The sequence below is a fragment of the Micrococcus sp. EYE_212 genome, from assembly GCF_023147585.1.
GTDB lineage: Bacteria > Actinomycetota > Actinomycetes > Actinomycetales > Micrococcaceae > Micrococcus.
Map to the genome: position 1 here is coordinate 14,850 of NZ_JAHXOZ010000011.1, position 12,450 is coordinate 27,299.

Genomic DNA, 12,450 nt, shown 5'->3' on the forward strand with positions numbered 1-12,450 from the left:
CACCGTGACGACCTCCGACACCCCTGAGACCTCCGCCATGACCCTCGACGCCGCCGGCCGGCCCACCGAGCGGCGCGGCCACGTCGCCGAGCTGCTCGCCGCCACGGTGGCCCGCCAGCCGGACACCGTCGCCCTGCTGATCGGCGACGCCCGCATGAGCTACCGCGAACTGGACCAGGCCACGGCCGTCACGGCCGGCTGGCTGCGCGCCCGCGGCGTGCAGGCCGGGGACCGGGTGGCCGTCATGCTGCCGAACGTCCCGACGTTCGTGGCCGTCTACGAGGCGCTCATGCGCCTGGGCGCGGTGATGGTGCCGCTCAACCCGCTGTTCACCGCCCGAGAGCTGGAGTACTTCCTCGAGGACTCCGGGGCGCGCATGCTCTGGGCCATGCCCGGGCTGCCGGCCGTGGACGAGGTGGCCGGGAACGTCGACGTCGAGGTGGTCACCCTGGACCTCGAAGCGGTCGGGCGGGAGTGCGCCGTCGAGGGCATCGCCCCGGTCACGGAGATCACCCCGCGGGACCCCGACGACGACGCCGTGCTGCTCTACACGTCCGGCACCACGGGACGGCCCAAGGGCGCGCGGCTGACGCACACGAACCTGCGTTCCAACGCCATGGCGACGGCGACCGGCCTGGGCCGGCTCGGCCCGGACGACGTCGTGTTCGCGGCGCTGCCGATGTTCCACGTGTTCGGGCTCTCGGTGGTGCTCAACGGCGCGGTGTTCGCCGGGTCCACGCTGTCCCTGATGCCGCGGTTCGAGCCGGCGGCCGCCTACGACCAGCTGCAGGACCACGGCGTCACGTTCCTGCCCGGCGTGCCCACCATGCACGGGGCGTTCCTCGCCGTGGCCCGGGCCCGCCGTGAGGCCGGGGCCGAGCCGGCGGACTTCTCCCGGCTGCGCATGCCCCTCTCCGGCGGTGCGAGCCTGCCGGTGGAGACGCTGCACGCGGCGGAGAAGCTGTACGGCGTGTCCGTGTTCGAGGGCTACGGGCTGTCCGAGAACGCGGGCGCGTGCTTCTTCAACCCCGTGGACGCGCCGACCCGTCCGGGCACCGTGGGCCGGCCGGTGGACGGCTTCGAGTTCCGGATCGTCGCGATGGACGGCACCGAGGTGCCCGAGGAGGACCTCGCGACCTCCGGTGAGCTGCGCATCCGGGGCGAGGGCATCATGGCCGGCTACTGGGGCCGCCCGGAGGACACGGAGGCGGCGTTCGACGAGGACGGCTGGTTCCGCACCGGGGACATCGCCCGCCGGGACGAGGCCGGGTACGTGATGATCGTGGACCGGCTCAAGGACGTGATCATCCGCGGTGGTATGAACGTGTATCCGCGCGAGGTGGAGGAGGTCCTCTACGAGCACCCGGACGTGGTCGAGGCCGCCGTGGTGGGTGTGCCGGACGAGCGGCTGGGCGAGGAGATCGCCGCCTTCGTCTCGCTGGCCCCGGGCAGCGCCGTCACGGGGGAGGAACTCCAGGCGTTCGCGGCCGAGCGGCTGGCCCGCTACAAGCAGCCGCGGGAGGTGACCATCCTGGACGGGCTGCCGAAGAACGCCACGGGCAAGATCCTGCGCCGCGAGCTGCGTCAGGGGTGAGGGGCGCCGGGCGGTCCGGGCGCAGGTCGTCTGGTCTGAGCGAGAGAAACGACGGACAGGTGGCCTCTCGCTACGCTCCCGGTATGACTCAGCCGCTCGTCCACCCGCCCAAGGCCCAGCCGGGCGACAGGATCGCCGTCGTCTCGCCGTCGTTCGCGGCTCCCGGCTTCGCGCCCGCGGTGCACGAGCAGGCGATGCGCCGCCTGGCCGAGGTGACCGGCCTGGTGCCGGTCGAGTACCCCACCACCCGGCAGCTCGGGGCGAGTCCCGAGAGCCGGGCGCGGGACCTGAACGCGGCGTTCGCGGACCCACAGATCCGGGCGGTGATCGCCACGGTCGGCGGGGAGGACCAGATCACCGTGATCGGCCACCTGGACGCGGACGCAGTGCGCGCGGACCCCAAGCCGTTCCTCGGCTACAGCGACAACACCAACCTCCACCAGTGGCTGTGGACGAACGGCGTGGCGAGCTTCTACGGCGGCTCCACCCAGGTGCACCTGGGGCCGGGACCGACTGTGGACGAGGTGCACGCCGCGTCCCTGCGGGCCGCCCTGCTGACGGGAGGGCGGCTGGAGATCACGGAGCCGGGGGAGTCGGAGGACCATGGCGTCGACTGGCTGGACCCGCGGGCGCTCACCGAGTTCGGGACGCGCGAGCCGGTGCCGGGCCCGCACGACGACGGCGCGCGCGGCGTCGGTGAGGGCGCCTCACCGTGGCGCTGGGCCGGGCCTCGGCGCGCGGTGACCGGCCGGACATGGGGCGGCTGCCTCGAGGTGCTGCCGTGGGTGATGGCGGCCGGCCGCGGGCCTGCGGACATGGCGGCGCTCGAGGGTGGTGTGCTGCTCATCGAGACCAGCGAGGAGCTGCCGAGCGCCGGCGAGGTGCGGCGGCTGCTGCGGATCCTGGGGGAGGGCGGCGTGCTCGGCGCCGTGGACGCCGTGCTGGCGGCCCGCCCTCCGACGAGCTCCTTCGAGGTGCCGCGCGGTGCGGAGGAGCGGGCGCGGCTGCGCGCCGACCAGGCGGACGTGGTGGTCGAGGAGGTCGGCAGCTACAACCCGGACGCGGTGGTGTGCGTGGGCGTCCCGTTCGGCCACACACGGCCGCAGTGGGTGCTGCCGCACGGCGGCGTGATGACCGTCGACGGGGTCGAGCGGCGGGTGTGGGCGGACGACTCGTGAGGCCAGGGGACGAGGGCCGCATCTCCAAACGACTGCTCGACCAGGGAGCGGAGGTCGTGCGCCAGGCTTAACACGAGCGCCGGATCTGACCTGTAGAGCTGGACAAGGGCGAGGTCCTGCGCTGCCCCCTGCTTGAGACCGTGCTCTCCGCCGGAGTAGTGCCAGATGAGGTTGGACACCTTCATCTTGACGGCATTCGGGTTTGGAAAGTTGTCCGGCAGACTGATTCCTGGATGGAAGGGACCCTGAGCGAGCAGGCGAGACAGGCCGACGACTGCGGGCGTCCCCTTGCTCGGGTTGGTCCACTCCAGGTCGTGAGCAAGCCCGAGGGCGAGCAGAGTCTCCCCCGCGGTCCAGGGCATTGTGGCCATCGTCCTTGTCCTTCCATAGGTCTCAATGCTGCGGCCATCCTCTGACATGCGAGGTCCCCGTGGGAGAGGCACCAGCGTGCGCTGCCTGTGAACACTGCGCCCTCCAGGCTGCCCAGACGGCAGAATCGCGCTAAGCTGCAGTGTGCCGCGCGCGCTTCCCACGCAGGTCTGCGGCGGACAGCGATATGAGGTTGCATGGAAACGTTCAAGATGGGGGAGTTCTTCTCCGGCCCTGGAGGCATGGCTCTCGGCGCCCACCAGGCAGCCGATAGCGACCCTGAACTGCGGGACAGGATGTCCCTGCAGCATGCGTGGGCTGTCGACATCGACGAGTCGTCCTGCCTGACGTACCGACGCAACATTCCCGGTGCGACGCTGAAGTCTGTCAGAGTCGGCGATGCTCGAGCCGCAGCCGAGAACATCGACTCCTTCGGCGACATCGACGGATTCGCCTTCGGGTTTCCCTGCAACGACTTCAGCCTCGTCGGTGAGCACAAAGGGCTCGACGGCAATTTCGGCGGGCTCTACAAGACTGGCGTTCGAGTGCTGCAGGCAAAGCGGCCCAAGTGGTTCGTGGCCGAGAACGTCGGTGGCATCCGTAGCGCGAACGGCGGCCGTGCATTCCAGCTGATCCTCGAAGAACTCGAGGACGCGGGCTACCGCATCACCCCGCACCTCTATCGGTTCGAGCAGTATGGCGTTCCTCAGGCGCGGCATCGCGTTCTCGTCGTGGGGGTTCGCGATGATCTCGACGTCGAGTACGCCGTGCCAGCCCCCACTCACGGACCCGGGACGAGACAGCCCTTCGCGACGTCCGGTGAGGCTGTCGCTGCGCCGATCCCGGCGTCCGTCACCAATAACGAGCGCACCCGTCAGTCGAAACAGGTGGTCGAGCGACTGAAGCTCATCGACCCGGGTGAGAATGCATTCAATGCCAAGCGCATGACCGACGAGGCCCGTCTCAATGTCCAGGGCGCTACCATCAGCCAGATCTATCGGCGCCTCGACCCGGCCAAGCCGTCCTACACCGTCACGGGATCCGGTGGCGGAGGCACTCATGTCTACCACTGGGACGAGCCGCGAGCCCTCACCAATCGTGAGCGGGCGCGTCTCCAGACGTTCCCGGACACGTTCCACTTCGAGGGCCGCCGAGACTCCATTCGGAAGCAGATCGGCATGGCAGTTCCGCCGCTCGGAGCGCGCGCCGTTTTCCAGGCGCTGTTCAGGAGCCTGCTGGGGATTCCCTATGAGAGCATTGCTCCGACTCTGACGACTGCACGCGACAGCTCCTCGCCCCAGCGGCTGTTCTGAGACGCGATCCCTGCATCCACCTGGAGGACCAGCACATGACTGACAACTCGGCAATGAAGGATCTGCTCGCCCGCCAGGTGGTGAACCGGATGAAGCGTGGCCGGACCATGGAGGAGGCAGTGGAGTCACTGCTGGATGACTCTGACGATGAGATGGTCATAGCCCTACGTGAACTGTTGCATGATCATCGGGTTGAGACTGACAAGTGGGCCGAGCGCATCCGTGTCCGGATTGATCCCACAGGCGGTGCAATTGCGGTGGATTCGGACAACAATGAGAGCTCTCATCGTTCCTGGTACCTGCCGTCGGCAGGGCCGCGCTGGTCCCAGCTTCGTGAGAAGATGCTCAGCACGGGCCTGGCAGAAGCGATCCCCTCGATCGACCGCTCGAGCGATCAGATCGTGTCGCAACTCGCCGAGCCGTACTCGATGCAACGCCGTCGGGGCCTGGTCCTAGGAAATGTCCAGTCCGGCAAGACGGCGAACTACGCGGCTGTCGCGGCTAAGGCCCTGGATGCGAACTATAAGTTTGTGCTCGTCTTCTCCGGCACCTACAACAACCTCCGAGCGCAGACCCAGAAGCGCATTACGAGGGACCTGGGTGTGGAGGAGAATGCCCAGCAGTGGATTACTTTGACCACGACCCAGACTGATCTTCAGGCCGCCAGCTGGGTCAACGCCGCGTCGACTGTGTCCAGCCTTCTGGACGGAGACCGCACGATGATCGCGGTGATGAAGAAGCAGACCTCTCGGCTCGACCATCTGCTGAAGTTCCTCGACCAGATCGACGAGCAGACACTCCGTAGGCTTCCGATCCTGATCATCGACGACGAGTCCGATCAGGCGACCCCGGACAGCTCGCCGAATCCGGAGGATGACCCGACGAAGATCAATGCCAAGTTGCGTCGCGTGTGGTCGAAGGTTCGGAACGGAACGTACGTCGGCTACACGGCCACTCCCTTTGCGAACGTGCTCATGGACCCTCAGGATGCTGCCGATCCTGACGACCCCTCGGCCGGATCCCTCGAGAGCCTCTATCCACGGGACTTTCTCGCCGTCATGCCGACACCCAAGAACTACTTCGGGGCGGAGACCCTCTTCGGAATCCGCGATGGCTTCCTCGACGGGGAGGAATCCGAGGGACTCGACGTGATTCGCCGTATCCCTCGCGAGGAATGGAGCGATCTGGGTCCCCAGCGGCAGAAGGACGCCGCCGATTTCGTTCCGACGGTGACCAGTTCCCTCGGTGATGCCATCCGGTGGTTCATCGTGGCGAGCGCCATCCGTCGTCTGCGCGGCCAGAAGGACAAGCATTCGTCGATGCTCGTCCACACCACGGAGCGCACGGATCCGCACTTCGCCATGCAGGAGGCGATCAACGATTTCCTAGATCCCATGAAGGAGCGAGCACGAGAAGGCGATGTCTCCGAGTTCCGTGCGATCTTCAACGAGGAGGAGGACCGTGTCGCGGAGCTCTACACCGGAGACGGCCCTGCGCCGACCTGGCCGGCTATCCAGGGTGAGATCCTGAACGTGCTTCGCGTGCTGCGCGTCGTCGTCGACAACGGCAAGGAGGCTCACGCTGATCGGCTGGTGTACGACGACGAGCATCCGTCCACGGTGATCGTCATCGGAGGCGGAACCCTCTCCCGAGGCCTGACACTTGAGGGGCTCTTCGTCTCCTTCTTCACCCGTAGCTCCAGGGCCTACGACACCCTCCTGCAGATGGGCCGCTGGTTCGGCTACCGGCCAGGATACGAGGACCTGCAACGGATCTGGCTGGCGGAGGGCTTGGACTCCGACTATCAGTTCCTTGCCCAGGTGGAGGCCGAGGTGCGTCGAGAGATCACCGAGATGGCGAGCCAGGGAAAGACTCCCGGCGAGATCGGGCTCAAGATCCGCCGACATCCCGGCCGTCTTGAGGTGACGGCTCCCGCCAAGATGAAACACGCTCGCCAGATCGAGTACACGTTTCAGGGCCGGAACAAGCAGACGATTCTGTTCGACTTCGCGACGTCGGGTCTGCAGAAGGCGAACACCCGTATCGCTGTCGACTTCCTTCACCGCATCTCCGACCATGCCGTGACATCGGCGCCCGGTCAGGGGTCGAAGCTCTACAAGGGTGTTAGCTTCGAGCGTGTTCAGGAGTTCTTCGAGAAGTTCGCCATGCACCCCAAACACAAGGAGGAGCACAAGCGGGCCCTCGACTGGGCTGCGAAGAAGCTTCCGGAGAAGTCTTGGCGGGTCGTGCTGGCGGCCGGTGGCGGGGAACAGGTGCTCGCGGAGCAGGGCCTTCAGGTGAAGGCGGTGCGGCGCGCGCCAATCAAGGACCCCGAAGAGGGGTCGGTCAACATCCGAGCGCTCATGTCCGGCAACGACCGCATCGCGGACCTGGCGACTGAGGGCAGCCCGCTTGCAGAAGACGCTGGTAACGGTGATGAGCAGAGCGCCGCTCGGTTGCGCCCGAAGAATGAGGGAGGTGCGAACGGAGAAGGCCTGCTGATCCTTTATCCGATCTCGCGCATGTCGCGAGCTCGGTCCGGTGCGAAGGACCGCGAGGATATGCAGGAAGTGCTTAAGAAGATCGACCCCGCCCTGGCCGAAGTTGATACGAACGAACCCTTCTTCGGCTACGCGATGGTCCTCCCCTCGGATACGGAGGGCCTGCTCACGCATGACGGGGATTTCCTCGCGGTCGAGATCCCCGCAGCTGATGAGGAGGAGCCTGAGAATGACCCGAATGCGTGAGGCGTTCGCGCGTGTTGCGAATGAGCCCAGTGCATGGAGCGCTTCCGAGTTCCACGTCGTCGAAGTACAGGGACGGCCGGTCGGCCGTCGCGTGTGGGTGGGGAAGGACCAGCTGAGCACGCCGACCGCCTTCTTCGAGTCCGGGGACGACCGGCTTCTCAATATTGAAGTGAGCCAGGCCATCCGTCTCGCGTCGGCGACGATTCAGAATGAGCTCGGAGATGCGCTGAGAGCAGTGCAGATCCGGTGCCTCGAACCCCGGCTCGAGGGGGTGTTCCATACGTTCCTCGAGGACGTCATTGCCAGCGTGGATGCGGGCGGAACTGTCTATGACGCACTCGCCAGCACGGTGCGCGAATGGCGCCGACTGCTGATGATCGCCCGCGAGGGGATCAGCGAGCAGGCGCTGAAGGGTCTCTATGGGGAGCTCAGCATCCTCCGCCAGATCGTTGCGGTTCATGGCGCCTCGGCGTTGCCCCTGTGGGAAGGTCCGGAGCGGGGCCGGCATGATTTCGTGGGCGACGTGGTCAGCATGGAGGTGAAGACCGCCGCACTCCAGAACCGCCAGGCCGTCACGATTCACGGTCTTCGTCAGCTGGAGCCCTCGGAAGGTTCTGATCTCTACCTGGCCGTCACTGAGGTGGATCCCCACCCGCGCGGAGAGCTGCTCTCCGACCTGGTCGAGGAGATCGTCGACGCAGGAGTCGACGAGTCTGGTATGCGCAAACGGCTGGCGGCTTTGAGATACGTCGTCGACATGCCGGGAACGGAGGACCATCGGTTCAAACTGGTCTCCACGAAGTACTGGCATATCACGGAGAGCACCCCGGTGCTACGCCGCTCCGTCCTGCCCGAGGCTGTCGTCAACGCTGTCTCGGACCTCAGCTACTCACTGGACCTGTCCGCCCTGGGGGACGGCTTCAGCGAGGAGTTCGACTTCACCAGAATTGCTCGAGAGGAGGCCTGACTTGGTGGCTGAGGTTCGACTGCGCCGCTACTCCAAGCCTCGTGGGCCGGGTGACCAGACCAGCGGAGGCCGCGGCAAACTTCTGAATACCCAGGGTCATCTCACCCGCCTGGACGTCCTTGTTCGGGAGACCCTGCAGAACTCATGGGACGCGGCAGATCATGAGAACTGGTTCCCCGCCTACGGCGCCAGCATCCGCCGCGCGGACACCTCTGTCCGGGAGATTCTCTCCACGGAAATCTTCACGGAGATCACTGAGGAGCTGAAGCTGGGAAAGTTGCAGGCCGCGCTGACCTCTCCCGACCTCCATGTGGTGGAGATCTTCGACCGTGGGACCACCGGCTTGAACGGGCCCGTCAGGTCAGGCGAAGCCGCCCTACCCGGACAGCCGAACAACTTCAACGCCTTCGTCTTCGACATCGGGACCACGAAGCCCCAGGGGGGCGGATCTGGAGGGACCTACGGCTTCGGCAAGACGGCGACCTTTGAGGCGTCGGCAGCCCATGCCGTCGTCTACTGGACCCGGTGCGAACGAGGCGACGGGACTCTCGAGGACAGGCTCATCGCCTCGGCTCTCCACGATGAGTTCGACATCGGTGGCAAGCGGTACACGGGAGCCCACTGGTGGGGAGACATGGACCAGGAGGAGATCCTCCCCTTGCGCGGTGACCACGCCAAATTCCTGGGCGAGGCGCTGTTCGAGACGCATTTCGGCGAGGAGGAGACGGGGACGTCGATCCTCGTCCTCGCTCCTACCGTGCTCACTCACCGGGACGGCGACGTGGACGAGTGGGTCCCGGTGGGCACGGACGAGCAGTGCGACATGCTCGGGCAACAGATGCTCGATGCGCTGGTGGCGAGTGCCTGGCCCAAGGTGGTGCCATACGGTGACGGGGATGCCCCCATGATCGTCCAGTTCTCCGTACGTGGTGAGGAGGTAGACATCGCCACTGTCGTCGAGGAGCGTCTTCCCGTGTATGCGCACGGCCTCGCCGCCATCCGATCTGCTCAGCTCGGAGAAGACGCCGCCTCTCCGTGGGCTGTCCCGGTCGGCATCCGAGAGGAGGCAGTGACTCCAATCCGTCTGAACCCCAAGGCCTCTGCAGGCTACCCGCTTGAGGACTACTTCGGCGGGCGCGATGATCGGACGACGGGACACCTCTACATGGCGAAGGTTCTAAGGGACCCGCTGGCCTCCGATGAGGAGACACGCAAGCGGGACAGCCTTTCCGTGATGCGTTCCGAGACGGAGATCGTGGTCAATTACACTCCGATGCCTGTCGACGAAGGCGAGATGTACGAGTGGTTCGGCGTTTTCAAGCCGACTCCGGAGTGCGATCGGCATTTCGCTGCATCAGAGCCGGCGACGCATGACGCCTGGAATGTCTCGATCCCGGACAACCCCGTGGCGGTCTACGTCGTAGGCCACACGATGCAGAACGTGACCTCCAAGGTGCGCGGCTTTGTCCGCAAGGACTCGGCGAAGAAGATCCGGGGAGAGGTCCGGTCCGCGCGCGTGCTTTCCCGTGCCCTCAACTCATTCGTGCCGACGGACTTGGACACCTCCCTTTCAGGACCTCCCGTCCCGAGTTCTCCCGGAAGCATGTCGAGCTCGGAGGACACGACTGCACAGGGGGACCACGCGGGTGGATCCTCGTCCGGCGGACGTCGAAGGCCAGGCAACCAGGGCAACGCCACGGTGCACCTTCGAGGCAGCCGGCAGCTCCCAGGTGGAGCCTGGGAGATTGACTTCGAAGTGCAGAACGAGGAGGGACGCGAGAGAATCGTGGAGGCGGTGGTCAAGGCGCGTGAGTGGGGCGGTGCGGTGGAGATGGATGCGTCGAATGTCGACGTGGAGTGGGCCCTGGGTACTGAACGTCGTTCGGGACCTACCATCGCGATCACAGGACCGACTGAGGGGTCGGTGAAGATCACGCCCCACTTCACCGCGGCGATGACCTTCGACCTCGTCGTGGGCAGGGGGGCTTGATGGCGCCGTTGTTCCTCTCACCGTTTCCCCGTCTGGACCCGAGCTCCGCCTCGTGGCAGCGGTGGGCGGTCGACTGCGATGGTCGCGATGTCTCTCTCCAGGATCTCGCGGAGCATTGCGATGCAAACTCTTCTCTCACATTTCTGATCGACGTGAGCGTTGATGCTGACGCGCTGGAGGCACTTGAATCACCGGGGGCTCCTGTACTCGTGGTTTCTGTGACCTGCTCGGCGACGGCGTTCATCCTCTCGCGCCGAACACCGTTGACGCGGAGCGGAGACCGTTTCGTCGCGCGTGGAGAGCTACGTCTTGATGCACATGAGGTCACGGCTCAGCTCGATTTGGCGGCCACGATCGTGGCGCCGGTTGCTGACCAGCCCTGGCTCCGAGACCGGATCGTGGCGGAGGCCAAAACGGAGAAGGTCTCGCTGGAACCGAGTCAGCCGGGCTTCCCGGTAAGCGTGGTGTCGTTCAGGAATGAGTCCTGGCAAGCGGCCCCGTGGCGCTTCGACCTCTACGCTGCGGGTCTCGAGGACGGATTCAGGTCGTCGATGCGCCTCTATGTGAACGAGGACTATCCCCAAGCGATCGACCTGCTCGACGGCACAGCACCACGCATTTCTATGGCACTGCTTGAGGCTGACATCGCACGCCAGCTGATCGCCGCCGCCCATCGCCTCAGTCGGGATCTTGCGGAGAGTGGGTCCGATGCGTCTCTGAGCGGTGGTGTGGACGCGGTGGCCGAGGAAAACCCTGAGTCCATCGCCGCTGCCGCGGCTCGGATCGCGGCTCGGTTCTTCCAACGTTCACTTCGGGAGGTGTGTGGAATCTACCGAGATGAGCCCGAGTACTTCGAGTACCTCTTGATGTCCGCGACTCACTTGCTGGAGGGAGATGCATGAATCAGTACACGCTCATGCCGCGACTGTCGCCGACAGCTGCACGCCAGCAGCGCATCTTCCTGTGGGAGAGCGACGGGGTGATGGAATTCGACCGTGGGGTGGTTGAGGATGCCGTGGCGGCTCCTGATGCCTTCCCCTCCACCGGCGGAGCTCCTGCCACAGTGGACGAGCTGCTGCGGTTGCGTGAGGCCCTGCTTAAAGAAGTCTCTATCGCGCCGCAGCCGAGCATGGCGGACTTCGACCTGGCTCTCGGCCGCGCCCTCTTCACGATGTCCTCTGGACAACGCGCGGAGTTCGCTCACCCACAGGTCTGGGACTTCCTAGCTCTCGCCCTGCTCCCCGACCTGGCAACGCGTCGAATTCGCTCCTCCCAGACAGCGCCGAGTCGTAAGTCGTTCCAAGATCGCCTCATCGGTGGCAACCGGCGGCATGTGATGGAGAGGCTTTGGAAGCGGTGGGTGTTGTTCGGCCCCGAGATTGTGGAGTCCCGCCGTCCCTCGGAGGACCTCTACGCTGCCATTCTCGAGAGACCCTCCTTATGGAGAAACCCGGCCGTTGCTCGAATCGTGATGGAGAAGTTCCTTGCTGAGGGGACTGCCAGAGGAGAGAAGACGGGGGAAGGCTATCGGCAGTTCATCATGCCGATTCGAGCCGCTACAGGCTTCGCTGATCTGACGACGAGTGATGAGGATTGTCTGCGCTCTGTCGTGGACCACCAGTATCAGGAGGCATCAGAGCCGCGGGGCCGTGATGTGAGAGGCGCGAAGTCATCGACCATGGCTGTTGATGCGGTCGCGAGCGAGTCCCTGGCTCCGGTGGAATTTGCTCCTGAGTCGGTGCCGCAGGCCACTGCCCGTCGCCGGCCCACGCTTCGGCGTCTCTTCGGAGGGAGATGACGGGCAGAGGTTCCGAAGGCACCTCTTGGGCTTCCTCTCCGGTGGCGCGCGCGACGATGCGCGGGAACAGGGCCCGAGACACCAAGCCCGAGCTCGCCGTCCGTCGCCGGCTCCACGTAGCCGGCCTGCGCTACCGTGTCAACGCTCGGCCGGAGAAGGACCTGCGCCGCACCGTGGATATCCTGTTCCGGCCCGCTCGTGTGGTCGTGCTCATCGACGGCTGCTACTGGCACGGCTGTCCGGAGCACTACATCGCTCCGAAGGCCAACGGCGGCTACTGGTCGGACAAGGTGGCCACCAATCGCACTCGTGACGCGGAGACCACCCGAGTACTGACCGAGCGAGGTTGGCTCGTCCTCCGCTTCTGGGAGCACGAGGACCCGGCTGTCGTCGCCGAGCGGATCATCGACGTCGTGAATGCACGGAGGCCCCGGCGCACCGCCGGGGCCTCCTGAGCGGGCCGTGACCCACGGGCGGCCCGCTCCCGCTTCTCG

9 protein-coding genes are annotated in these 12,450 nt (G+C 65.9%); all 9 read left to right on the plus strand.

Annotation, left to right across the window (positions count from 1 at the left end; all coding sequences use genetic code 11):
• Positions 1-37: 37 nt before the first annotated feature.
• Positions 38-1,594 (plus strand): long-chain fatty acid--CoA ligase, encoded by a 1,557-nt coding sequence (locus KZX60_RS08230; protein WP_282442737.1) that lies wholly within the window; start codon positions 38-40, stop codon positions 1,592-1,594.
• Positions 1,595-1,677: 83 nt separating this feature from the next.
• A complete protein-coding gene (locus tag KZX60_RS08235; protein WP_248117295.1) occupies positions 1,678-2,772 on the plus strand; it encodes a S66 peptidase family protein in 1,095 nt (364 codons plus the stop codon).
• Positions 2,773-3,338: 566 nt separating this feature from the next.
• Positions 3,339-4,454, plus strand: a complete 1,116-nt coding sequence (locus KZX60_RS08240; RefSeq protein WP_248117297.1) for a DNA cytosine methyltransferase — start codon at positions 3,339-3,341, stop codon at positions 4,452-4,454.
• A 35-nt stretch (positions 4,455-4,489) separates the two neighbouring features.
• Positions 4,490-7,201 carry a Z1 domain-containing protein gene (locus KZX60_RS08245; protein WP_248117299.1) on the plus strand — a complete coding sequence of 904 codons (2,712 nt, stop codon included), beginning with the start codon at positions 4,490-4,492 and terminating at the stop codon, positions 7,199-7,201.
• The gene (locus tag KZX60_RS08250; RefSeq protein ID WP_248117301.1) at positions 7,194-8,168 is read left to right on the plus strand and encodes a PD-(D/E)XK motif protein; all 975 of its coding nucleotides are present in this window, start codon (positions 7,194-7,196) and stop codon (positions 8,166-8,168) included. The genes KZX60_RS08245 and KZX60_RS08250 overlap by 8 nt, the downstream gene beginning before the upstream one ends.
• 4 nt (positions 8,169-8,172) lie before the next feature.
• Positions 8,173-10,158, plus strand: a complete 1,986-nt coding sequence (locus KZX60_RS08255; RefSeq protein ID WP_248117303.1) for a hypothetical protein — start codon at positions 8,173-8,175, stop codon at positions 10,156-10,158.
• The gene (locus tag KZX60_RS08260; protein ID WP_248117304.1) at positions 10,158-11,060 is read left to right on the plus strand and encodes a hypothetical protein; all 903 of its coding nucleotides are present in this window, start codon (positions 10,158-10,160) and stop codon (positions 11,058-11,060) included. Before KZX60_RS08255 ends, KZX60_RS08260 begins: the two co-directional genes overlap by 1 nt.
• Complete coding sequence (locus KZX60_RS08265) at positions 11,057-11,956, plus strand: hypothetical protein (protein ID WP_248117306.1); 900 nt, start codon at positions 11,057-11,059, stop codon at positions 11,954-11,956. Before KZX60_RS08260 ends, KZX60_RS08265 begins: the two co-directional genes overlap by 4 nt.
• 56 nt (positions 11,957-12,012) lie before the next feature.
• Positions 12,013-12,411 (plus strand): very short patch repair endonuclease, encoded by a 399-nt coding sequence (locus tag KZX60_RS08270; protein WP_248117308.1) that lies wholly within the window; start codon positions 12,013-12,015, stop codon positions 12,409-12,411.
• Positions 12,412-12,450: the final 39 nt, after the last annotated feature.